At 67.5% G+C, this 23,679-nt stretch carries 21 protein-coding genes; 8 read left to right on the top strand and 13 right to left on the bottom strand.

Annotation, left to right across the window (positions count from 1 at the left end; genetic code table 11):
- Window positions 1-131: 131 nt before the first annotated feature.
- From CFB39_RS20305 to CFB39_RS20280, 6 genes are all read right to left on the bottom strand, one after another.
- A complete protein-coding gene (locus CFB39_RS20305; RefSeq protein ID WP_089474190.1) occupies window positions 132-1,832 on the bottom strand; it encodes a hypothetical protein in 1,701 nt (566 codons plus the stop codon).
- Window positions 1,833-2,029: 197 nt separating this feature from the next.
- Entirely contained in the window at window positions 2,030-2,356 is a 327-nt protein-coding gene (locus CFB39_RS20300) for an antibiotic biosynthesis monooxygenase (protein WP_089474189.1), read from the bottom strand.
- 65 nt (window positions 2,357-2,421) lie between these two features.
- Entirely contained in the window at window positions 2,422-3,408 is a 987-nt protein-coding gene (locus CFB39_RS20295; RefSeq protein WP_089474188.1) for a YkgJ family cysteine cluster protein, read from the bottom strand.
- Window positions 3,402-4,211, bottom strand: a complete 810-nt coding sequence (locus CFB39_RS20290; protein WP_089474187.1) for a MetQ/NlpA family lipoprotein — start codon at window positions 4,209-4,211, stop codon at window positions 3,402-3,404. Before CFB39_RS20290 ends, CFB39_RS20295 begins: the two co-directional genes overlap by 7 nt.
- Window positions 4,208-5,257 carry a formylglycine-generating enzyme family protein gene (locus tag CFB39_RS20285; RefSeq protein WP_089474186.1) on the bottom strand — a complete coding sequence of 350 codons (1,050 nt, stop codon included), beginning with the start codon at window positions 5,255-5,257 and terminating at the stop codon, window positions 4,208-4,210. Before CFB39_RS20285 ends, CFB39_RS20290 begins: the two co-directional genes overlap by 4 nt.
- Before the next feature lie 16 nt (window positions 5,258-5,273).
- Entirely contained in the window at window positions 5,274-7,232 is a 1,959-nt protein-coding gene (locus CFB39_RS20280) for an arylsulfatase (RefSeq protein ID WP_089474185.1), read from the bottom strand.
- Window positions 7,233-7,845: 613 nt separating this feature from the next.
- Between CFB39_RS20280 and CFB39_RS20275 the strand changes: the two genes are divergently transcribed.
- From CFB39_RS20275 to csgH, 6 genes are all read left to right on the top strand, one after another.
- Window positions 7,846-8,427, top strand: a complete 582-nt coding sequence (locus CFB39_RS20275) for a CsgE family curli-type amyloid fiber assembly protein (protein ID WP_179257711.1) — start codon at window positions 7,846-7,848, stop codon at window positions 8,425-8,427.
- A gap of 30 nt (window positions 8,428-8,457) precedes the next feature.
- The gene (locus CFB39_RS20270) at window positions 8,458-8,895 is read left to right on the top strand and encodes a curli assembly protein CsgF (protein WP_089474183.1); all 438 of its coding nucleotides are present in this window, start codon (window positions 8,458-8,460) and stop codon (window positions 8,893-8,895) included.
- A 77-nt stretch (window positions 8,896-8,972) separates the two neighbouring features.
- Entirely contained in the window at window positions 8,973-9,857 is an 885-nt protein-coding gene (locus CFB39_RS20265; RefSeq protein WP_256991434.1) for a CsgG/HfaB family protein, read from the top strand.
- 31 nt (window positions 9,858-9,888) lie between these two features.
- Window positions 9,889-10,428 carry a hypothetical protein gene (locus tag CFB39_RS20260; protein WP_144030289.1) on the top strand — a complete coding sequence of 180 codons (540 nt, stop codon included), beginning with the start codon at window positions 9,889-9,891 and terminating at the stop codon, window positions 10,426-10,428.
- A gap of 132 nt (window positions 10,429-10,560) precedes the next feature.
- Window positions 10,561-11,937, top strand: a complete 1,377-nt coding sequence (locus tag CFB39_RS20255; RefSeq protein ID WP_089474180.1) for a hypothetical protein — start codon at window positions 10,561-10,563, stop codon at window positions 11,935-11,937.
- A 71-nt stretch (window positions 11,938-12,008) separates the two neighbouring features.
- Complete coding sequence (gene csgH / locus CFB39_RS20250) at window positions 12,009-12,329, top strand: curli-like amyloid fiber formation chaperone CsgH (RefSeq protein ID WP_089474179.1); 321 nt, start codon at window positions 12,009-12,011, stop codon at window positions 12,327-12,329.
- A gap of 45 nt (window positions 12,330-12,374) precedes the next feature.
- On the opposite strand, the gene CFB39_RS20245 is transcribed toward csgH, so the two are convergent.
- Entirely contained in the window at window positions 12,375-13,286 is a 912-nt protein-coding gene (locus CFB39_RS20245) for a LysR family transcriptional regulator (protein WP_089428290.1), read from the bottom strand.
- Window positions 13,287-13,412: 126 nt separating this feature from the next.
- On the opposite strand from CFB39_RS20245, the gene CFB39_RS20240 reads away from it, so the two are divergent.
- Window positions 13,413-14,432 (top strand): NAD(P)-dependent alcohol dehydrogenase, encoded by a 1,020-nt coding sequence (locus tag CFB39_RS20240; RefSeq protein ID WP_089474178.1) that lies wholly within the window; start codon window positions 13,413-13,415, stop codon window positions 14,430-14,432.
- A gap of 53 nt (window positions 14,433-14,485) precedes the next feature.
- On the opposite strand, the gene CFB39_RS20235 is transcribed toward CFB39_RS20240, so the two are convergent.
- Genes CFB39_RS20235 through CFB39_RS20225 form a run of 3 tightly spaced genes read right to left on the bottom strand, consistent with a single transcriptional unit; the run spans window position 14,486 to window position 17,689 of the window.
- The gene (locus tag CFB39_RS20235) at window positions 14,486-15,676 is read right to left on the bottom strand and encodes a porin (RefSeq protein WP_089474177.1); all 1,191 of its coding nucleotides are present in this window, start codon (window positions 15,674-15,676) and stop codon (window positions 14,486-14,488) included.
- Window positions 15,677-15,728: 52 nt separating this feature from the next.
- Complete coding sequence (locus CFB39_RS20230) at window positions 15,729-16,517, bottom strand: ABC transporter substrate-binding protein (RefSeq protein WP_089457612.1); 789 nt, start codon at window positions 16,515-16,517, stop codon at window positions 15,729-15,731.
- 50 nt (window positions 16,518-16,567) lie between these two features.
- Window positions 16,568-17,689 (bottom strand): M20 aminoacylase family protein, encoded by a 1,122-nt coding sequence (locus tag CFB39_RS20225; protein ID WP_089475612.1) that lies wholly within the window; start codon window positions 17,687-17,689, stop codon window positions 16,568-16,570.
- Window positions 17,690-17,873: 184 nt separating this feature from the next.
- On the opposite strand from CFB39_RS20225, the gene CFB39_RS20220 reads away from it, so the two are divergent.
- Window positions 17,874-18,833 (top strand): LysR substrate-binding domain-containing protein, encoded by a 960-nt coding sequence (locus tag CFB39_RS20220; protein WP_089474176.1) that lies wholly within the window; start codon window positions 17,874-17,876, stop codon window positions 18,831-18,833.
- Window positions 18,834-18,878: 45 nt separating this feature from the next.
- Here the strand turns inward: CFB39_RS20220 and CFB39_RS20215 are convergent, their stop codons facing one another.
- The 3 genes from CFB39_RS20215 to CFB39_RS20205 all read right to left on the bottom strand — a co-directional run bounded on the left by CFB39_RS20215 (window position 18,879) and on the right by CFB39_RS20205 (window position 23,674).
- Window positions 18,879-21,191 carry a TonB-dependent receptor gene (locus CFB39_RS20215; protein WP_089474175.1) on the bottom strand — a complete coding sequence of 771 codons (2,313 nt, stop codon included), beginning with the start codon at window positions 21,189-21,191 and terminating at the stop codon, window positions 18,879-18,881.
- Between the two features lie 192 nt (window positions 21,192-21,383).
- The gene (locus CFB39_RS20210) at window positions 21,384-22,601 is read right to left on the bottom strand and encodes an MFS transporter (RefSeq protein ID WP_089474174.1); all 1,218 of its coding nucleotides are present in this window, start codon (window positions 22,599-22,601) and stop codon (window positions 21,384-21,386) included.
- A complete protein-coding gene (locus tag CFB39_RS20205) occupies window positions 22,598-23,674 on the bottom strand; it encodes an ABC transporter substrate-binding protein (protein WP_089474173.1) in 1,077 nt (358 codons plus the stop codon). Before CFB39_RS20205 ends, CFB39_RS20210 begins: the two co-directional genes overlap by 4 nt.
- Window positions 23,675-23,679 lie beyond the last annotated feature (5 nt).

Here is a 23,679-nt window from a genome sequence, read left to right as displayed (position 1 = left end):
TCTTAAGACCTGGAGCGCACGAGGCAAACCCGCGCGCCCAGCGACGGGCAAACCCAACCAACTAAACGCGGCCGCCGCCATCCGGCAGCCGCGTTCGCCTTCAACCCCGGCCTCAACCGAGCCCCGTTACCTCAGCGCCACCGCCCCGTATCCGTCCCCGGCGCGAACTCGATCCCCCGCAGCACTTCCGCGAACTTCGCAGTCCGCAGCACCGCGAATTGCTCATGCGCAGCCGTGGCCGCACTCGTGTTCTTCAACACGTCACGCACCGCCACCAGCCGGTTCGGATCCGCACCGACGTCGCCGTTGCCGCTGACGGTCGACGTAATCGCCCAGATCGTCACCGTGCCGTCGCGCTCGACGCGGCCCGTCAGGTTGCGCAGGCCGGCCGTCGCCGGTGCCCACGGCAGGCCCGTGGCCGAATTGTTGCCCGCCGGATAGCCGGCGACCGAATACGGCTGACCGAGATTCAACCCGTTCTGCAGCGTATAGGCGAGCTTCCACTGCTTCGTACCCGCGTCGTAGACCCACTTCTGCAGGCCCGCCGTCTTCTGCGCAGCGGCATGCGTGTACAGGTCCGCGCCGCCCGTGTAGCCGTCGCCCTCGTCCGCGACATACAGCGTGTTCGCGTCGGCGAACCAGATCCCGAACGGATAGGCAAGCGTCGTCGCGGTCTTGTTCGGCGTGCTCGGGAAGCCGGCCAGCACGCACATGGTGTTCGGCAGGCCAGCCGTCTGCAGCGTGGCGGCGTTGTACGCGAGCGGCGCGGTCGGCAGCACGGCCTTCGGTGACGGCACGCCGACGCCCGACGGGCACGCGGTGCCGGTCGTATCGACGAAGTACACCGTGTTCACGCCGTTGCCGCCGCTGCCCTTCGTGTAGTACACGACGTTGTCGTGCACCGCGATGCCGCGGAAGTTGTCGTCCTTGCCGATCTTGTCGGCCTTCGCGCCGAGTTCCGTGACCGAGAAGCTCGCGAGCGGCGTCGGCACGCCCGGATCCTGCTGCGCTTCGTGATGCGTCGCCCCGTCGATGAGCTGCGCGCCCGCGCCGAGGATCACGTTGTCCGGCTGCGGGTTCGCGCCGTTGCCGGCGTTGCCCGACGTGTAGTAGATCTCGCGGCCGTCGCGATTGTTCAGGATCGCCGCGCGGCCGTTGTTGCCGCTGTACGCGTTCGTCTCGGTGAAGCGGAAATGCCCGTGGCGATCGACGCGCGCGATCGCGCGATAGAAGTTCTGCCCGTCCGGGTTGGTTGTATCGACCGCCAGCGGCGTGTTCGAGTTCGACACGTCGACCGCATTGACCGGCGCGACGTAGCCCATGAACGTCAGATAGCGGCCGTCGAGCGACAGGTGCAGGCCGAGTTCCGACTTCGAGCTGAAGCTCGTCACCAGCTGGTCGTGCGCGAAGCCTTTCTGCAGGCTGTTCGGCACTTCGAGCGTGCTGACGACACCGCCGGCCGGCGTGATCTGGTCGAGGAAGATGCGCGACGTGATGCCGAAGCTGCCGTCGTAGCGGTCGTTGTTCCACACGGTCGGATAGGTGCCGTCGTTCGGCGCGCCGGATGCCGCGCCGCAACCGCCGGTGGTCTTCGCGCAGTTCGGCGGCAGGATCGCGCCGGGCTGGACGTTGCTCGACACGTTGTCGTACACGCTGCGGCTGACGACCAGGAAGCCGGGCACGAAACCCGGCACGAAACGGCTGTCGCCGTCGTCGTCATGCGGGGCAGCATGTGCGCCGATGCTCGCGGCAATCAGCGTCAGTGCGAAGACGGGAACGGCACGATCGCGCAGCGCGCGGCGGCGCTTCGCGGACAAGGCGAGATTCGGCATGGACAAGGCTCCGTACGACATCGAGTGAGGACGTTGTGGGTGGACAGACTGACGACGTGAAGCCCCGCCACCTTAGCCATGCTTGATGAAGAATTGATTGCACGCGATCCCGCGGAAACCCGCGAGAAAACACGGGCTGCCGAGTGCGGCGCCTTGTTATTGATCCGTAATGCGAAAGAAATGAATCAGACAGCCAGTCAGGCGGATTGGCCCGCATGCGGCTGCGCGAGCTTGCCGTCGCCATACTCGCGCAACACTTTCGAAATCACGACGCGATAGCCGTCCAGCCAGCGCGCCTGTTTCGTCTTCGCCTCGAGATGCGCCGGGTGCTGCATCAGCTGCTGCAGCGCCGCCTCCGACTCCCAGTAATAGACGTTCTGGATCAGCCCCGATTCGGCGTTCTCCCACGTCTCCTCGCCGAGATAGCCGGGCGTTGCGCGCGCCATGTCGGCGATCTGCCGGTCGAGACGGTGGAATTCGTCGTCGTATTGCCCGGCACGGAAAATGAAGGTCGACGCGTACATGCCCGCTCCATCGAAAGCGATTGAAAGAGCGCCGATTGTAAGGCACGTGCGGCTGGCCGCTGTCATTACGTGGCGAGCGTATCGAGGTCGGGCCGGTCGGCGAGCCACGCGTCGATGTGCGGTGCGTCCTCACGGATCCCGGCCGCGGGCGCCGGCATCGCGGCCAGGGCGTGCCGTGCCCGTTCAAGCGCCTGCGCGAAGCCGCGCAACTCGCGCGTCGCGGGCCGGTCGTCGGCATGCCGGCGCGCGAGTGCTGCTTCGATGTTCAACCCGATCAACGCGAGTTGCGCGTCGATGAACGCGAGGCAGCGTGTGCGGCAATGCGCCGATATCGATGCGACGGCCAGCAGGACCGGCACGATCGACACGGTCAGGTAGCCGCCGGGCGCAAGCCGCGACAGTGCATGCCGCACATCCTGCCCGCCATCGGTCAACGATGCGAACACGGCATCCCGCCACACCGCGCGCTCGAACACCAGCGCATCGCGATACGCGTCGAGCGCCGCACGGTCCGCGACCTGCCCGGCCGTCACCAGTGGAATCGGGAATGACGATTCAACAGAAGATTGCGTGCTCGCCGCTTCGATGATGCAGTTCGCGCCAAGCCATCCCGCATCGTCGCGGCGTGCGGCCAGCACGCGGGACTGCAAGCGGTCGGGCAGCATCGGATCGAGCGGCACCGCGCGGCAGATCGACGGCTTGTCCGCATGCACGCTGCAGCGTCCGTCGTCGGCCAGCGCCGCGCAACGGCCGAGCGACGGATAGTCGTAGCCCTGCAGCGTCAGCGCGATCCATTCGCTCGCCGCGCCGCCGCTGCGATGAAACAACCGCGCCGACAGCGCATCGGACGCCGCGACGTCCTCCGCATCGAGCGTGTGCTCGCGACCGCCCGCACGCCAGCGCTCGCCGGTTCGACGCGTCGGCACGCGACGGATCGTCAGCGCACCGACGAAGCGATGCCCGTGCCGGAACAGTTCGCGCAACGACAGCGTCGGCGCGCTGTTGCAGCAGCGTCCGCATGCGTTGCACGCGAGCAGGTACGTGTCTACCACGGCCGCCGCACCGAATCCTGGTAGCGCGTGAGGATGAAGCGCGCGACGTCGTCCGAGTGATACGCGGCGACGAGCTGCGTGACCCACGGCTTCGCGCGATCGGCATCGCGCACCGTCAGCACGTTCGCATACGGCGAGCGCGCATCCTCGATGCTGATGCTGTCGCGTGCGGGCTGCAGCCCGGCACGCGCGGCATCGTCGCTGTCGATCGCGACGAACGCGGCCGTGTCGAGCGCGGCATAAAGGCGATCGCGGCGCAGTGCGACGAGCTTCAGCCCGAGCCGGTTGCCGGTCACGTCGCGCAGCGTCGCACGCAGGCCGGCCCGCTCGCGCAGCGTCACCAGCGTGTCGTTCTGCAGCAGCACGAGCGCGCGCGCCATCCCGCGCGGATCGGCGGGAATCGCGACCGTCGCGCCGGGCTGCAGTTCGTTCAGGTTCTTCAGCTTGCGCGAATAAAGCGCCATCGGCAGCGTGACGGTCGGCGCGACTTCGGTCAGCGCGTAGCGCTTCTGTGCGCGCGTCGCGGCAAGCTGTTGTGCATCCTCGAAGCTGGCTGCGTCGATCCGGCCGTCGGCCAGCGCCGCATCGATGCGCGATGCATCGTCGAATTCGACCACGTCGATGCCGAATCCTCGCGACGCGGCGACCCGCTTCACTTCGTCCAGGATCTGCGCATGCACACCGCGCGTCACGCCGACGCGTACCGCCGGTGCGGCCGATTCGGCGGCCACGGTCAAACCCGAATGAACGATTGCGCACGCAACCATCAGCCACGCGCCCACGTCATGCACGACCCGCCTCATGTTGCATCCCTCAGAATCGTGCGAAACCCGATATGCGACGCGCCGAGATCGGCTTCCTGCTGTTCGCGCGACGACGCGCGATAGCGCACGCAGTAGTCGCGCGAGCACAGGAACGAGCCGCCCTTGATGACCATCGGCGTATCGTGCCGGCGCGTCGGCGGCGCGACGGCCGCCGTGTCGCCGTTCGTATGCGGCTGGTGCGGGCCCGTGTACGTGTCCTTGGTCCATTCCCATGCGTTGCCGATCATGTCGTAGAGCCGGAACCCGTTCGCCGCGTAGCAGCCGACGGGCGCGAGCCCCGCATGGCCGTCCTCGGCCGTGTCGAGCACCGGGAACACGCCCTGCCAGTAGTTCGCGGCCGGCTTGCCCTGCGCATCGCGCGGCGCCGCGTCGAGCGCTGCGTCGTCGCGGCCGGCCTTGCCCGCGTATTCCCACTCGGCTTCGGTCGGCAGGTCGCGGCCGAGCCAGCGCGCATACGCGAGCGCATCGCGCTGCGTGACGAGCGTGACGGGCAGGTTGCCGAGCCCGTCGATGCCGCTGCCCGGCCCGTGCGGATGACGCCACGACGCGCCCTTCACCCACGACCACCAGGCAAGATCGCGCGTGTTCATCTCGTCGCGCGTCGGCACGTGGAACACGGCCGCCCCGTCCTGCTGCTCGGCCTCGGTCACGTAGCCGGTCGCCTGCACGAACGCGGCGAACTGCGCGATCGTCACGTCGGTCTGGTCGATCCAGAACCCGCCGACCCGCGTGCGGCCGTCGCCCGCCGGGCGCTCGTCCGCATAGCCGCGCGTGCTGCCGAACACGAACGCGCCGCCGCGCAGGTGCACCATTCCGGCCTTCGGGTCGTCGCGCCATCCGGCCGGCAGCCCCGAATAGCGCGCGCACTGTCGCTCCGAGCCGAGCGGCGCGAGCGCGCGGCCGCGATTCGCGTCGTCGAAGGCGCCGCCCGCCGGTGCGACGGGATTCGCATAGCCGGCCGCGAACGCGGCGGCGAACAGCGTGCCGGCCAGCGCCGCGCCGATCGTCCAGAACCGGAACCGCATCGTGTCGCCCCCGGCTTCAGTAGTAGCCGCGCGGACGCAGCGGTTCGACACCGCCGACGTTGCTCATGTAGCTCTTCCACTGGTCGACGAGCGTGCTGATCACCGACGGGTTCTGCGCGGACACGTCGGTCGTCTCGCCGCGATCCGCCGCGAGGTCGTACAGCTGCCAGTGACCGTCGAGCGGCCCGAGCGGCGGCTCGGTCCACAACGCCTTCCAGCGGCCGTCGGCGCTGCGCAGGTACGCGCGGCCGTATGCTTCGTCGCCGAACGGCGCGGTATGCACCTCGCCCGTCGCCGTGCCCGTCAGCACCGGCAGCAGCGACTGGCCGGTGACCGGATACACGTAGCGGTTGTTGTAGATCACCTTGCCCTTGTTCTGGTCGACGCCCGTCAGCGTGTTGACGAGCGGCGGCGCCGGCTGCGACGGCGGCGTGACGCCCGCGACCGCGAGGAACGTCGCCGTGTTGTCGGTCACGTGCGTGAACGCGCGCAGCGTCGGCAACGGCTGCGTCTGGCCCGGCAGGCGCACGATCGTCGGCGTCGAGACGCCGCCTTCGGCCGAATAGCCCTTCGTGAGCCGGAACGGCGACGCGCTCACTTCGGCCCAGCGCAACCCGTACTGCAGGCGCTGCGCGTTCTGCTTGCCGTTGTCGGTGCCGAGCGTCGAATAGATCGGGTCCTGACCGTTCGCGGTGTCGGTCGCCGTCGGGTCGGCGCCCGAATCGATCGGCCAGCCTTCCGCGCCGTTGTCCGACTGGAACATGATGAACGTATTGTCGTATTCGCCGATGTCCTTCAGGTGCTGGATCAGCAGGCCGATGTTGTAGTCGAGGTTCTCGACCATCCCCGCATAGATCTCCATGTAGCGCGCCTGAGCCTTGCGCTCGGCCGGCGACAGGCTCGGCCACAGCTTGTCGACCTTGCCGGGGCCGTAGTCGCTGTAGCCGTCCGCGGCCGAATGCACCGCGCTGATGTATTTCGCGGCGGCCGTGCCGTTGTTCGCGGTCGCGGGCGACGCAGCCGTGGTTTCAGGCAGGCCGTCGAACGGCTTGAAATCGGCGGGGATCAGGCCGAGCGCCTTCTGCCGCGCGATCCGCGCGTTGCGGATCGCGTCGTAGCCGGCGTCATAGACGCCCGCGTACTTGTGCAGCCATGGCTCGGGCACCTGCAGCGGCCAGTGCGGCGACGTGTAGGCCGCGTACGCGAAGAACGGCTTGCCGTCGCGCTGGTTCGAATCGATGTACGAGATCAGCTTCTGCGTATAGAAATCGGTCGAATAGAACACGGCGGGGCTGCCGCCCGTGCCGCCCGGCTGCCCGGGCTGGCCAGGCTGCACGTAGCGGCCGTCTTCCGTGTAGTTCGACGAGCCGGCCGGCTCGTGCGCGAAGTGATTCGTCGCCGCGCCGCCGAGCAGCACGTAGCTGCGCTCGAAGCCCCACTGGTCGGGCGTCTGCCCGCTGCCCGTCGCGCTGCCGACGATCCCCGAGCCGATATGCCACTTGCCCGCGATGTACGTGTGGTAGCCGGCATCCTTCAATAGTTGTGCGAACGACAGGGCACGGTCGTTCAGGTAGCCCTCGTAGCCGGGCAGCCCGCGCCGTTCATCGGTCGGCACGCCCATCGTGCCTTCGCCGACGAGATGGTGGTCGGTGCCGGACACCAGCATCGCGCGCGTGATCGCGCAGACGGTGCCCGTGTGATGGTTCGACAGGATGCGGCCCGACGCGACGAGCGCGTCGAGGTTCGGCGTGTTGATCTCGCCGCCGAATGCATGGATGTCGGAATAGCCGAGATCGTCGGCCATGATGTACAGGATGTTCGGGCGTTTCGCGGCCAGCGGCGGCGGGTTGTTCGTCTGGGACGACGGCGTATCGCTGTCGACGCCGCCGCACGACGCGAGCGACAGCGCGCCGGCAATCGCGGCGCAGACGACACGGAAACGAAAGGCATGCAACGGCGACGCGGACTTTTTCATTGTTCTGGAACGCTCGATCTACGGGATCGGCGATCTTAGCGTCGCGTGCGCGGCAACCAAAGTCCGATTCGTCACATGCTAACGGGGTGGCGGAATATGCGCGCAAACAGAATACCCGCCATCAGCGCGCACACATGTGCGCGTGCGCGATGCGCGCCGACACCGGCGCGCGGGCATCGTCGCGAGCATCGGAACCTGCGTTTTCATCGGACGATTCCATGTGCGTAACGGGACGTTACGTCGTGTCGTTACGGCCGAACCCGTAGCAACACGTTACGTTTTCTCCGCGTCAGCATCGCGAGGAATTTCCAAATCACGATTTTCATTAAATATCGTCTGATTAAACTGTAATGCTCCATTTATAAAAGAAAGCTTGTAAATGAATATCGAACTCGCAAACGTTTTACGTGACGAGAATATGCGATTCAAAAATTAGACGAATAACGACTTAAACAAATATACCGTTTAAAACAGCGGCGGGCATGCCTCTTGCTGACTCCCCCCACCATGTGCCGCGTTCGACCAGGAACGAATAACCCGAAAATCGGGCGGGGCCTTATTTCGTACAAATGATTCCGGGGTCGGGGAAATGGTATCGAGCGCAAGCAGGCGATTGGCCTGGGGGGCCGTGACGTGCCTGTCGCTATTCGCGACGGCGCGCGCGCAGGCACAAGACACCGTCGACGCACCGCCTTCCGCGGCGGTGAACGGCGGGCATCCGATTGCGCCGCCGTCGACGCTGCTGAACGCCGAACGCGTCCTTGAAGCACCGCAGCCCGCGCCCGGCGCGGGCCCGGCCGCGGCGAAGCCGGCCACCGGCGCCGCGTCGGCCGGCGCCCGGGCCGCCGCGCGCCACGCCCTTCCCGAAGACCAGCTCGGCGGCACGGTCACGACCGATGCCGTGACGCTCGCCGGCCGCGATTTCTATACCTACTTCTCGCAGACGTGGTCGGAAATCCCGCTGAGCGAGCGCTACATGGTCGCCATTCACGAACGTCCGTCCGGGCGTTACGGCAGCCTGATCTGGGTCGAATTCCAGCAAAAGCGCGTATTCCAGACCTTCCTGCCGATCGCACGCGCAAACGTCAAGGCCGTGGCCGAAAGCGCCGCCGGTATTTCCTTTCAAACCGTCATTCAGGACGATCTGTCGAATTTGCTGTTTCCCGATTCGGATCTGGCCAAAGACGAGATTTAGTCGATTAATCAAAAACAGGGGTGAGGGAAAATGAATCGAATCAGATTGAGCGTGATCGCGCTGGTCGCGATGACCGCGGTGTCGCCGTATGCGTGGTCGTCGACGCTGGTTTATCAGCCGAACAACCCGAATTTCGGCGGCAACCCGGCAAACGGCCCCAATCTGCTCAACGAGGCCAACGCGCAGAACAAGCACACGGATCCGTCGCTGTCGGCGTATTCATCGCCGACGTCCACGTCGTCGCTCGACCAGTTCAATGCGCAGCTGCAGCAGGCAATCCTGTCGCGCGTCGCCGGCTCGGTGACGAACTCGATCGTCGGCACCAACGGCGAACTCAAGCCGGGGACGATCAGCACGGGCAACTTCACGATCGTCGTGAGTGCGGCCGGCAACGGCAACCTGCAAGTGACGACCACCGACAAGACGACGGGTGCGACCTCGACGTTCATCGTCAGCAACGGCCAATAAATCAAAAAACGACTGAGCGAATCATGAAAACAAATGCTGAACGCACACGCTTGAACACGGGGACGACACGGATCGCCATGGGCGCGCTGTTGCTGCTGTCGCTGGTCGGCTGCGTCACGCGGCCGATGCCGGCCTTGAGCAACGCGACGCTGACGCCGCCGACGCGCACCACGCGCGACCTCACGCACCTGCCGCCGCCGAAGGGCAAGATCGTCGCGGCCGTGTACGGCTTTCGCGATCTGACCGGGCAGTACAAGGCATCGCCGGACAGCTCCTTCTCGTCGCAGGTCACGCAGGGCGGCGCGTCGTTCCTCGTCAAGGCGATGCGCGACTCCGGCTGGTTCACGCCGGTGGAACGCGAGAACCTGCAGGACCTGCTGACCGAACGCAAGATCATGCGCGCCACCGACGGCACGGATGCGAAGAAGGCGCAGAACGATGCGATGGCGCCGCTGATGCCCGCGAACATCGTGCTCGAGGGCGGCATCGTCGGCTACGACACGAACGTCCGGACCGGCGGGGCCGGCGTCGCCTACCTCGGGATCAGCGGGTCGACGCAATACCGGATCGACCAGGTCACGGTCAACCTGCGCGCGATCGACATCCGCACGGGCCAGGTGCTCAACAGCGTGTCGACGACCAAGACCGTCTACTCGTATCAGGTCGACACGGGCATCTATCGCTTCGTCGGCTTCAAGGACCTGCTGCAGGCGGAAGCCGGGCTGACACGTAACGAACCCGCGCAGATCTGCGTGAACGAAGCGATCGAATCGGCGCTCACGCACCTGATCGTCCAGGGGGTCGCGAACCAGACCTGGGTGCTGAAGAACGACCAGGACTGGTACGACCCGACGATGCAGCGGTATCTGCAGGAAGACCGGAAATACGCGCAGGACATGGAAGACGCGAACACCGCGTACGACCCGCAGAAGATCGATCGCCAGGGCGCGTCCACTCATTAACCGGCCCACGCCGGCCAGCGGAGAACACATGATGAATCGACACCATGATCGGAACGGGCGCGCCCGCGTGGCGCGGCAGGCGCTCGCGACCGTGTGGGCAGCAGCCGCCATGCAGGCGGCGTTTGCGGCACCCGTGCCGCTCAACGATCTCGGCCCGCCCGAACCGGCATTCGACTACAGCGGCAACATCGTCGCGGTCCGCCAGAGCGGTGTCGGCAATGCCGCGTCGCTGGACCAGGCCGGCCACAACGGTGCGCTGATCTGGCAGGCCGGCGACGGCAACGCGATCGTCGCGCGGCAGGCCGGTGCGCAGAACTGGATCGCGGCGTCGCAGGCCGGCTTGGGCAACAGGTTGAATGCGACGCAGCGCGGCAACGGCAACACGTTGCAGGTGCAACAGAACGGCGCCGGCAATTCGGTCGACTCGACGCAGGTCGGCACGTCGCTGTCGGCGCGCGTCACGCAGAACGGCAGCAACAACGCGGTGAACCTCGTGCAGGGCGGATCGAACACCGGCATCCAGGTGATCCAGACCGGCAACGGTGCGCGCGCCACGGTGCTGACGCGGTAACGGTTATGCAGTTTGCAGGTGCTTTGCTTCAAGTGGTGTGAGGTGCGGGACGTGAGAGCGTCCTCAATTGGCGGGGGTGCCGGCAAAAGATCCACTTTTCCGGCGAATTTTCTTTCGAATCAGGAGCAACAAATGAAGGTGACCAAGTCTGCAATCGCAATCGCAGTGCTGATGCTCGCATCGGCTGCCGCACAGGCCGATTCGTCGGGTAACACCGTGAACATCGGTCAAACCGGCAACTTCAACTCGGCAACCGTCGAACAGACGGCGACGAACGGTGATGCGGTGTCGATCAACCAGTCGGCAGCCGGCAACGATCCCCGCTACGGGTTCGTCGCCAACGTGACGACGCAGGGCGGCAACGGCGACACGACCGTGATCCAGCAGAACTCCTGGTGGGCGCAGCCGTATTCGAGCGTGAACGTGTCGCAGACGGGCACGTCGAACGAGCGGAACTATGTGACGCAGTCCGGCGGCGGAGACTTCTCGGCGACCATCACGCAGACGACGTCGGCCTACACGGGCGGCCCGCAATACGACACCAACACGATCAACCAGTACAGCTACATCGACAGCGCGTCGATTTCGCAACAAGGCGGCGGCTGGAACAACGTGACGATCAACCAGGGCACGCCGAGCCAGTCGGCGATCGGCAACAACGCGACCGTCGCGCAGACGGACACGGTCGGCAACACCGTCGGCATCGCGCAGACCGGCAACAACGGCACCGCGAACGTCCAGACGACCTGGGGCGGCGGAAACGCGACGTCGATCACGCAAACGGGCGGCACGACCAACGCCAGCGTGACGCAGTTCGCCGAGGCTGGCGACCAGGTCACGACGACCCAGAGCGGCACCGAAACCGCCACCGTGAACTCGTCGTTCGGCGGCGGCAACACGACGACGATTTCGCAATCGGGCGGCGTGAGCGGCAACAACGCCACGGTGCACCAGCTCGCGGCGGCCGGCAACGCGACGTCGATCACGCAGACCGCCGACGGCAACAACGCAACCGTCAATCAGTGGTTCGAGTTCGGCGACAACGCGACGATCAACCAGTCGGCCGCGTCGAACAACGCGACGATCACGCAGCAGTACGGCTACGGCAACGGCGCGTCCATCACGCAAACGGCCGCGTTCAACACGGCGTCGATCACGCAGAGCAGCTCGGCCGGTTCGACGGCATCCATCACGCAGGCGTCGGCGGACAACCTGGCGTCGGTGACGCAGTCGGCCGCATCGGGCTCGTCGGTGACGGTGAGCCAGTCGGGCGACATCGGCAACTACGCCAATGCGTCGCAGACGGGTGCGGATGACGTGCTGAGCCTGTCGCAGGCCGGCGGCTTCAACATCATCAACGCGTCGCAAGTGTCGGGCACGGGCAACCAGGGCTACGTGACGCAGATCGGCTACAACAACAACGCCACGCTGGTACAGCAAGGCAACGCGAACTACGCGAGCATCAACCAGAACGGTTTCAACAACACCGTTTCGCTCAAGCAGCACTAAGCACCGCCGGTGTAACGAAAAGGCCGGACGGTTACCCGTTCGGCCTTTTTTTCATTCGACAGGGGACGATCATGGTTGGCATTCACGATCTCAACGCCTATTTCGACATCGCCGCCAGTGCCGGCGGCGTGAACATCGTGCCGCACGTGCGGGCGGCCGCGCCGGTCGACGTGTCGTACAGCCTGCGCATCACCAGGACCGGCGGCGCCGGCTCGGCCTCGCTGACGCGCTCCGGCGAATCGCGACTCGCCGGCGGCGAGGATCAGCCGCTGGCGACGCTGCGGCTGAGCGTCGAATCGGGCGACATCTGCCAGGCGACGCTGGTCCTGCACGTCAATGGCGAGCACGCGGAGTATTCGGTGGACTGCAATCCGCACCGGGCCACGAATTGAGCCGGTGCGGCGCGGGCCTGTCGCGATCGCCGCACCGCGCCGGCCTCAATCATCCGACGCCAGCATGCGCGGTATCTCGTCGACGAGCGCATCGATGACGACGCGCACCTTCGACGGCACCTGGCGCGAGGCCGGCCGCACCGCGAACACTTCGGCGCCCGACACGCTGTTGCTGTCCATCACGAGCGCGAGGCGGCCGTCGCGCAGGTAAGGCGCCATCAGCCAGCACGGCAGCCACGCGAGGCCCGCGCCGGCGGCGGCCGCATCGGCGATCGCCTGCAGGTCGTCGAGCCGCAGGCGGCCGGCCGGACGATGGTCGTGCACCGCACCGTCCGCGCCGAGAACCCGCCACGGCGTCGGTTGCCCGCCGCGCGAATACGCGATGCCGACGTGCGACGCGAGCGCGTCGAGCCCCGCCGGCCGGCCATGACGGTCGAGATACGCGGGCGACGCGCAGATCCCCATGCGCTGCACGCCGAGCTTGCGGCCGACCAGCGCACTCGTATCGGCCAGCTCGCCGATGCGCACCGCGATGTCGAAGCCGTCATTGACCAGGTCGGCCACGCGGTCGCTGAACGACACGTCGATCTCGAGCCGCGGATGGCGCTCGACGAGGCGCCGCATCACGGGCGCCACGCACTGCCGCCCGAACAGCACGGGCACGCTGACGCGCAGCCGCCCCGCCGGCTCGCGCTGCCCCGCGTCGAGCGCGGCCTCCGTCTCGCCGAGTTCGGCCAGCAGCCGCCGGCACTGCTCGTAATAGACGAGCCCCTCGTCGGTCAGGCCGAGCTGGCGGGTCGTGCGCTGCAGGAGCCGCGCGCCGAGGCGGCGCTCGAGCCGCGCGACGACCTTCGCGACAGCCGAGCGCGTGACACCGAGCCGCAGCGCGGCCGCCGCGAAGCTGCCCGACTCCACCACGTCGACAAATTCGGCCACGCCTCTCAGCCGCTCGTCCATGCCATTCCGCTCCGGTTGGGTCACAGGGTTGTGTCCGCACAGGCGACAGTCGTCGGCCGAATTCTCGCCAATGCGTCCCCGTGCGCAACACTATGATAGTCCGCTCTATCTCGAAAAGGAGTCGACATGCACGCATGGCAAGTGAAACCGGGCGACGGCGCGGCCGGGCTTCGGCGCATCGACGCGACACGCCGCGCGGTCGGGCCGACCGACGTCGTCGTGAAGATCCACTCCGCCGGCCTGAACTACCGCGACCTGATGTTCGCGCGCGGCGACTATCTCGGCATCGGCACGGACGCGCTGATCCCGGTGGCCGACGGCGCCGGCGAAATCATCGAAACCGGCCGCGACGTCACGCGCTTCAAGCCGGGCGATCGCGTGATCAACACGTACTTCCCGCACTGGATCGACGGGCCGCCCACGCCGCGGAAAGTCTCGGGGTCGCCCGGCGCGCAATTCGACGGCGTGCTGGCCGAACATTTCGTGTCCGACGAAGCCGCGCTGGTCGCGATTCCCGCGCATCTGAACTACGACGAGGCAGCGACGCTGTCGTGCGCCGGGATTACCGCGTGGAACGCGCTGTTCGCCGACGGCGACCTGCGGCCCGGCGCGACCGTCGTGCTGCTCGGCACCGGCGGCGTGTCGATCGTCGCGCTGCAGCTCGCGCATGCGGCGGGGCTGCGCACCATCGTCACGTCGTCGAGCGATGCGAAGCTCGAGCGCGCCCGCGCACTCGGTGCGGACGCAACCATCAACTATCGCGCGACGCCCGAATGGCAGCACGACGTGCTGCGACTCACCGGCGGCGCGGGGGCGGATCTGGTCGTCGAAGTCGGCGGCAAGGACACGCTGCCGCGCTCGGTCGCCGCGACGAAGCTGGGCGGCATCGTGTCGGTGATCGGCGGCCTCAGCAGCTTCGCCGGCCCCGAACTCGGGCTGCTGTCGCTGATCGGCGGGATCCGGCAGTTGCACGGGATCATGGTCGGCAGCCGCGCGATGCTCGACGACGTCGTGCGGCTCGTCGACGCGAAGCAGATCCGGCCGGTGGTCGATCGCGTGTTCGGCTTCGACGAAGCACCGCAGGCTTATGCATATCTGCAGTCGGGGCAGCACTTCGGGAAGGTCGTGATCCGCGTCGCGCCGTAAGCGCGTCGAGGCGGCGGGTCGCTCGGCCCGCCGCCTCTTCCGTCATCGCGCCATCAGAACTTGTGACGGATCCCCGCGTGAACCATCAGCTGCTTCGAGGTCGACGACAGGTCCGCCGCGCCGGGAACATAGGCCTGGTCGAGCGACGAGCCCGTCGCATCGCCCGCGATCCGCTGGTACGCGCCCATCAGGTACACGTCCGTGCGCTTCGACAGGTTGTAGTCGGCCATCAGCCCGAGCGAATGGATCTTCGGCTTCGCGCTGCCCGTCGTCGCGTCGTAGCGCACCGTCGTGTACACGTACTGCGCGCCGACGAACAACGCCGGCGTGAACTGGTATTTGCCGTTCACCTCGAAGTTCTGGTACTTGATCGACGACACCGTGCCCCCCGCGAGCGGGCCGGTCACCGGCTCGATCGTCTCGTCGCCGAACAGGTAGCCGACGTTCGCGCTCGGCCGCGTGACGTTGCTGTTCGTGTACGCGAACCCGACCGTCGCGGGCCCCGCCGTGTAGTTGATGCCGGCACCGAAGATCCGCAGCCGCGCCGACGCAAAGTTCGCATCGGCGCCGACCGATCCCGAGCCTGCGATCGCACCGCCCGACGTCGCGCCCGGGTTGTCCGCATTCAGGAACGCCGCGCCGACCAGCAAGCCGCCCTGCTCATACTGCGCGCCGACGCTCCACTGCCGGTTGTTCGCGAAGCCCGTGTCGTTGCTGAAGCTGTATGTGCCGCCGAACGAGAAGCCGGCGAAATCCGGGCTCGCATACTTCACCGTGTTGTTCACGCGGAACGTGTTACCGGTGTTGTCGTTGTCGAGCGGATGCGAGAACGGGTAGACGCCCCAGCTGCCGTTCGCGGTCGTCGGCGCGAGATAGTCGACCACCGCATCGTATTGCCGGCCGAGCGTCAGCGTGCCGAACCGCGGGCTGCCGAGCCCGACGTACGCCTGCCGCCCGAACATGCGGCCGCCTTGCGCGAGCGTGCCGTTGTTCACGTTGAAGCCGCTCTCGAGCTGGAACAGCGCGCTGTAGCCGCCGCCCAGATCCTCGGTGCCTTTCAGCCCCCAGCGGCTGCCTTGCGCGAAGCCGCTTGCCATCTGCCATGCAGCGTGGCCGCCGACGTTGTTCGTGTAGTCGATACCCGCATCGACCAGGCCGTACAACGTGACGCTGCCCTGCGCGAATGCGAGCGCGGGCGCCGCACACAGCGCCGGAACCGCGACGAAAGCCAATCTCCAGTTCATTCGTTTTCCTCATTTATCGTGTCGTGACTGCCCGTTTTCCGGGCGTCGCCGCTTACTTCGCGCCGTAGATGTCGAAGTCGAAGTACTTCTTGTTGATCCGCTGGTACGTGCCGTTCGCGAGGATCGTCGCAAGTGCGTGGTTGAAGGCGTCGCGCAGGTCGTTGTCCTGCTTGCGCAGCCCGAGCCCGTCGCCCTGCCCGAAGTACTTCACGTCGTCGATCGCCGCGCCGACGAACGCGAAATCCTTGCCCTGCGGCTTCTTCAGGAAACCGTCGCTCGCCGCGATCGATGCCTGGAACGCCGCGTCGAGCCGGCCCGTCACGAGATCGGCATAGACCTGGTCCTGGTTCTGGTACGACACGACCTGCACGCCGGCCGGCTGCCAGTTCGCAACCGCGTAGTCGGCCTGCGCGGAACCCTGCTCGACGCCCACGCGCTTGCCCTTCAGCGCGTCGGCCGTCGGCAGCAGCGGCGAGCCCTTGCGCGCGACGAGGCGCGCCGGTGCATTCGAGATCCGGTTCGTGAACGCGATCTGCTGCTGCCGCTTCGGCGTGATCGTCATCGACGACGCGATCACGTCGAACTTGCGCGCGAGCAGCCCCGGTATCATCCCGTCGAAACTCGACTCGACCCACACGCAGCGCGCATGCAGCTCCGCGCACAACGCGTTCGTGATGTCGATCCCGAAACCCGTCAGCGTGCCGTCGGGCAGCTTGTATTCGAGCGGCGGATAAGTCGGATCGACCGCGAGGCGGATCTCCTTGCCCGCCCAGTCGCCCGCATGCGCCGCCCCTGCCGCCAGCGCCACCGCGAGCGCCGCCATCCGTTTCCACTGCTTCATTACCAGTCTCCTTCCTTGTGTGAATCGTCAGTCAAAATCGTGCGGGCCCATCACGCGAGGTAGCGCTCCGCCAGTGCAATCCAGTAGCTCGCGCCGGTGGCGAGGCACGCGTCGTTGAAGTCGTAGCCCGGGTGGTGGAGCCCGCATCCGGCGGCGCCGTCGCCGTTGCCGATCGACAGGTAGCTGCCGGGGCACGCGTCCAGCATGAACGCGAAATCCTCGCTGGCCGCGATCGGCCGCAGATGCGGGATCAGCGCGCCGTCGCCGCCCCATTCGCGGGCGACGTCGCGGGCAAACGCGGTTTCCGCGGCGTGATTGACGAGCACCGGGTACGCGTGCCGGTAGTCGATCTCGGCGCTCGCGCCATAGCTGGCGGCCTGCCCGTGCACGATCTCGCGAATGCGCCGTTCAAGCAGCGCCCGCACGTCCGGCGACAGCGCACGCACGCTGAGTGCCAGATCCGCCTGCGGCGGAATCACGTTCGATGCGGCGCCCGCATGGATCGAGCCGGCCGTCACGATCGCCATCTCCTGCGGGTTCACGTTGCGCGACACGACGGTCTGCAGCGCCATCACGATCGACGCGCACACGACCACCGGATCGATCGTCGTATGCGGCGCCGCGCCATGCCCGCCGTGCCCGGTCACACGCACCTGCACCTCGTCGGCCGAGGCCATCGCCGGGCCGTCGCAGAAGCCGAGCACGCCGGCCGGCAGGCCCGGCACGTTGTGCATCGCGAACACCGCATCGCACGGAAACTGGTCGAACAGCCCGTCGTCGATCATCCGCTTCGCGCCGCCGAGCCCTTCCTCGGCCGGCTGGAAAATCAGGTTCAGCGTGCCCGTGAAGCGTTCCCGCCCGGCCAGGCAGCGCGCCGCCGCGAGCAGCATCGCCGTATGACCGTCGTGGCCGCACGCGTGCATCACGCCGTCGCACCGGCTCGCGTGCGGCAGCCCGGTCGCCTCGCGGATCGGCAGCGCGTCCATGTCCGCGCGCAGCCCGAGCCGCTTGCCGGGGCCGCGCGTCAACGTGCCGACCACGCCCGTGCCGCCGAGCCCGCGCGTCACCCGATAACCCCACGTTGTCAGCAACCCGGCGACCAGATCGCTCGTCGCGTGTTCCTCGAAGCCAAGCTCCGGATGCGCGTGCAGCCGGTGGCGCAGCGCAATCATCTCCGCCTCGATGGCTGCCATTTCCGGATGGATAGGTGTGTGGTCCAACCCCGATTCTCCTCGATGCGTTCCGGTTGCCGATCGCCCGAATGACCGACCGTGCCCGCATCGTAGGCAGCGAAAATCCCGGCGAACAGCCGCGGTTTCGTTATGATGACAACCTTTCGTTGTCGGGTATCGCACCATGAGCACGATCAAGCTGCATCAGTTGCAGGCGCTCGTCGCGAGCGCGGAGGCCGGCAGCATCCGCGGCGCGGCGCGCACGCTCGGGCTGTCGCAGGCGGCCGTCACGCGCGCGCTGCGCGAGCTGGAGGCCAGCGAACGCCTGCCGCTGCTGGTCCGCGCGCCGGAGGGGATCGGCTTCACCGAATACGGCAAGACGCTGCTCACGCACGCGAAGCTCGTGCTGAAGCAGCTCGAACACGCGCAGAGCGATCTCGAGCGCATGCGCGGCCGCGTCGAGGGCCGGCTGAGCCTCGGCGTGACGCCGTGGCTGACGATGACCTTCCTCGCGGAAGCGGTGCTGCGTTTTCGTGAGCAGATGCCGGACGTGCGCCTCGAGCTCTACGAAGCGCTGATGGCCGTCGCGCAGCCGCTGTTGCGCGACGGCAGCATGGACTTCGCGCTCGGGCACGTGCAACCGGGCGGTACGCCGGAATTCGCGTTCGAGCCGATGCTGCGCTACGAGACCGCGGTGATGGTGCGCGCCGGCCATCCGCTCGAGCACGCGCGGTCGATCCACGACCTGCTCGACCACGACTGGGTGCTGAATTTCGCGGCCGACGGCCAGGCCGCGCTCGTCGATTACCTGTTCACGCGCCACGGCGCCAAAATCGACGAGCGGCGCATCGTGCGTGCGCAGTCGGTGGCGATGCTGCAGACGATGCTCGAGCAGGCCGACATGTGCACGTGGTGCCCGACGATCCTCGCGGCCGTGCCGTCGTTCGGCGAACGGATGCGTGCGTTGCAGCTGAAGGAGACCTTCGAGCCGCGCGACCTCGGGATCGTCACGCGGCGCAGCAGCACGCTCGGCGACGCCGCGCGCTGCTTCATCGACTGCCTGCTGCACGTGATCCGCCGGCATGCGCGCTCGGCACGCAAGGCGGATCTCGCGCTGTTCAGGACGCTGTCGCTGCTGATCTGACGCGCGGCAGGCGCGGCTCGCCGCCGCGCCGCCGCATGTTGCCCGTCAGATCTTCGCCGTCAGCGTGATCCCGACCGTGCGCGGATCGCCGTACAGCGCCGGATACGCGCCATACGACGGCAGCAGCTCGAGCTTCTTGTAGACCTTGTTGGTCAGGTTCGTCACGTAGCCCGTCACGATGTACTTCTGGTTCGGCGTCGTGTAGGACACGTGCGCGTTCAGCACCGTGTAGCCGCCCTGCCAGAGTTGCGGCATCGTCTGCCGCGTCGCGCTGAAGTACTCGCGGCTGCGGTAATTCACGTCGCCGCCGGCCGTCAGCGTGCCGAACGACACCGGCACGCGATAGTCGAAGCCCGCGTTGATCGTCGTATGCGGCGAACGCGCGAACGAATTGCCGACGGCGGTCGGCACGTAGCGGAACTCCGTGTAGCGCGTGTTCAGCATCCCGAGGTTCGCGAACAGGTAGAGGCTGTTGACCGGCTGCGCCTTCAGCTCCAGCTCGAAGCCGTCCGCGCGCCCCTGCCCCGCATTCGACAGCGTCGACACCGGCGGCCCGCCGAACGGGTTCGGCGCCAGCGCGAACACCTGGATGTCGCGATAGTCGTAGTGGAACACGCTCGCGTTGACGATCAGCCGCTTGTCGAACCACTCGCTCTTGATGCCGACCTCGTAATCGGTCAGGTACTCCGGCGACACGGTCGACACCGTGCTCTGCGTATACGCGTTGCCGTTGTAGCCGCCCGAGCGGAAGCCGCGCGCATAGCGGAAATACGCGCGCACGTTGCTGCTGAGCGCATATTCGGGCGTGAGGTCCCAGGTCGGCGCGCGCCACGTGTTCGTCTGGTTCTGCCGCGCGCTGACCGCCAGCGGCGACGACACCGACGACGGATCCCACCAGCTTCCCGGATTGCTGAACGTCACGTTGCCGGTGCCCTGCAGCCCGGTCAGGTTGATGTTCTTGCGCTCGATCGTGTAACGCAGCCCGCCCGTCACGTTGAAGCGGTCGGTGAAGCGGTACTTCACGCTGCCGAAGATCGCCGCGCTCTGCGTGTGCTGCGTGAGGTCGGTCAGGTGGTAGAACGCGGGCGACGGCGAGCCCGGCAGGCCGCCGCCGGCGCCCTGCTCGGCCAGTTGCTCGGTGAACAGGTGCGTGCCGACGAGCCAGCTGAACCGGTCGTTCTGCGGCGATTCGAGCCGGAATTCCTGCGAGAACTGGCGGCTCGACAGGCGATCGTGCGAGCGTGCGACGTCGAGCGCGGAATAGTCCTCGTCGTCCTGGTACCAGCGATGCAGCCCTTCGAACGCGGTGATCGACGTCAGCGTCACTGCCGGGTTGATGCGCCAGTGCGCGGTGAGCGACGTGCCCCAGGTCGAGATGTGATCGCTCGACGGCGCGTTGAGCGATACCGTGTACGGATCGCTCGACCCGACGAAGCCGAACTGGTTCGCGCCGCCCGGCCCCGCACCCTGCGCGTGCCACGCATTGCCGCCGCCCGTGTAGTTGCGGCCGTGGATGTTGAACAGGAAATCGGTATCCGAGGTCGGCACGGCCAGCACCTGGAAGCGCACCGCATTGTCGTGGAAGCCGCCGAAGCGCCCTTGCTGCACCGTGTTCGTGTAGAAGCTGTCGGCGTTCTCGTGATACACCGACACGCGCGCGGCCAGCACGTCGTTCTTGCCGATCGGCCCGCCGATCGCGGCCTCCGCGAGCCGGCTGTTGTACTGGCCGAGCCCGATCTTGCCGTAGCCGCTCACGTCGAAGGTCGGCTTCTGCGACGTGATGCTGAGCGCGCCGCCGACGGTATTCTTGCCCCACAGCGTGCCCTGCGGGCCGCGCAGCACTTCGATGCGATCGAGGTCGAACAGCGGGAAGCCCTGCCCGAACACGCTGTTGATGTAGACGTCGTCGAAGTACACGCCGATCGGGCTCAGCGACAGGTCCGACGGATCGTTGCTGCCGACGCCGCGCAGGAACCAGCGCGGCCGCTCGCGGCCTTCGGTCGACTGGCCGGTGAAGTTCGGCACATATTTCGTGACGTCGTTCACCACGCGCAGCTCGTTGTTCTTGATCGTGTCCCCGCTCAGCGCGCTCACCGCGACCGGCACGTCCTGGATGCTCTCCTTGCGCCGGCGCGCGGTCACCGTCACCGTGCCGAGATTCGTTTCGCGTGCGGCCGTGCCGCGGGTCGCACGGGCGGCCTTCGGCGCTGCCGCGGCGGCATCGTCCGCGCCCTGTTGCGCCGGCTTCGCGTCCGGCGCCGCCGTCACCGCGCCATCTTCCGCCCAGGCGGGCAACGATACGGCTGCACCCGTCAGCAGCCCCCCCAGCGCGGTGACGATTAGTTTTTTCCTGAACATCGATGAGTCATCCTGTTTGATCGGTTGAACGCACGTGCGTGCGCGACGCACGGGTGATCTATTGCAATTCGGATGCCAGCATCGAGAGGCCCGTCGCACGGGGCTTCCGGCATGCAGGTGGCGCAGGTGTTGCTGCATGCGCATCTGTGACGGGAAGCAAACTGCTTGTCACGCAACACCCGATGAGGGTCGTCAGGAGAGCTTTGCAGTCATGGGCCGCGATGCGTCGCGCCGCTTCGTTGCGACGCGTAATGCGAACGTAACGAGCACGACGACGGGCAGCCAGCACAGAAACACGCCCGGCAACCCGACAACCGGCACGAGCGCGCTGCCGGCCAGCGGGCCGCAGAACGCGCCCGTCATCGACGCGAGGTTGTAGAGGCTCGACACCTGGCTCTTGTCGGCCGGGTGACGGCCGAGACGCTGCATGTTGACGAGATGCAGCAGCGACGACCCGGCGCACAGCGCGGCGAGCCCCACGCCGACGACCCATGCGTCATGGGCGAGACCCAGCGCGAGCAATCCGGCCACGGCGCCGGCAAGACTGAGCGCGTGGCAGCGGCGCGCGGTCATCCGCTGCGCGACATGCCCGAGCCCGAACAGCGCGATCACCGCGACGACGCCCTGCAGCGTCAGCAGCGCGACGGCTTTCGTTTGCGACAGCCCGAGCGACTGGATCGCCAGCACCACCGTATACGCACCGGCGAGCGAACGGGTCGCGCTGTTCACGGCTTCCAGCACGAGCTGCTCGCGCACGTCGTGACTCCACGCGAGCGCCAGCAACGCGCGCAGGCCACCGGGTTCAGGCGGCACACCGCGCGCCGCGGGCTCCGCATCGCCGAGCAGCGTCCGGCTGAACAGCGCCATGCCCGCGAAACTCGCCGATGCCGCGCAGAACGTCGCGACCGCGCCATGCGCGCCGAGCAGCCCGCTCGCGAGCCACGGCCCGACCATGCCGGACCCGACCGACATCGCCGCACGGTACCAGCCGGCGCGTGCGAGGCCGATCTGCGCGAGACGCGCGAGGAACACGCCGTTGATCGACACGATCCGGAACGGGATGCACAGCCCGATCAACACTTGCGTGAGCGCGATCAGCGACCATGCGCCGGTAAACGGCACGACGAGATTGAGCAGCATCGGCCCCATGCTCGCGACGAAGTACACGCGCCGCGCGCCGTAGCGGGCGACGAGCAGCCCGGCCGGCAGCGTCATCAGCGCGATGCCGAGCGGCTCCATCGCCGCGATGATCCCGAGCCGTGCGCTGTCGACGCCGAGCGCGAGCGCGTACAGCGTCGTCGCGAGCTGCGCCATGCTGATCGTCGTGCCGCTCGCGAGCGCCAGCAGCATGAAGCCGCCGGTGAAGCGCTCGCGCCGCCATGCGTCGGCGACGCGTGCCGATGCGCTCACCGCGCGGCGTCGCGAGACCGCGTCGCGATGCCGTCGAGCGCGCGCCGGTCGATCCACGCGCGCACGTCGAAGTCGGCCGGCAGGAAGCGCCATTCGACGAGGAAGCGCTTGAAATCGTCGAGCGCGGCGATCGACGCTTCGTCGAGATCCGTGCGCAGCCGCCGGTGCACGTCCGCGCCGTACGCGAGCCTCAGCCAGTCATGGCCCGATCCCGTCTCGCGGCCGAGATAGCCGAGCACGTCCTGCTCGTGCTCGCGCGCCCAGCCTTCGACACCGGTCACGCGCGCGAGGAAGCGGCTGACGATGTCGGGATGCCGGTCGAGCGTCGACGCATTGACGGTCAGCGGCCGCGGCGACCCGTTGTTGATGCGGATCTGCGGATCGGGATGAAAACCGATGTCGACGACCGCCTGCGCGCCGATCAGGTGCGCGGTTTCGAGCCCGAGCGAGCCCTTCACGTAGATCGCGTCGACCTCGCCGCGCACGAGCGCGGCCGCTTCGGCCGCGTAGAGCCGGCGGCTCGACAGGCTCGCGGGATGGCTGAAGGCCGCGTCGCGCGTCGCCGGTGTCGACACCGGTGCGCGCAGGTTCGACGCGGGCACGTCGACCCATTCGACGTCGGCGGGGCCGAGCCCGTCGAGCGACAGCGCGCTGACGAAGCCGCGCAGCGCTGCCGCGCGGAAGATGTCGATGCGCTCGCCGTCGCGGCGCGGCAGGCCGATGCGGCGCCCGCGCAGGTCCTTCGGCCGCTTCAGGCCGCTTTCCGGCAGCGCGACGATCGCCTGCGCCTCGTCGACCCAGGTCAGCGCGACCACGCGCGTGTCGGCGCCGGCCGCGCGCGCCCACAGCGCGGGAATGCTGCCGCCCTGCCGGAATGCGTTGTCGAGCGAATGATCGACGTGCGCGTGATGCAGTGCCGCGTGCTGGCTCTCCTGCAACGCGCGCACGGTGATGCCGTCGCCGGCGAATTCGCTGTCGAGCCAGCCGAGATGCGCGGCGATGCCGAGCGGCGTCGGCACCGGACAGCGTGTGTACCAGATCGACTGGACGTTGGAGGAAGCCGTGATGCTCATGGATG

Origin of the sequence: Burkholderia sp. AU6039 (assembly GCF_002223365.1) — a bacterium.
GTDB lineage: Bacteria > Pseudomonadota > Gammaproteobacteria > Burkholderiales > Burkholderiaceae > Burkholderia.
The sequence above is the reverse complement of the archived record's forward strand: the minus strand, read 5'-3'. Positions and strand labels throughout refer to the sequence as shown.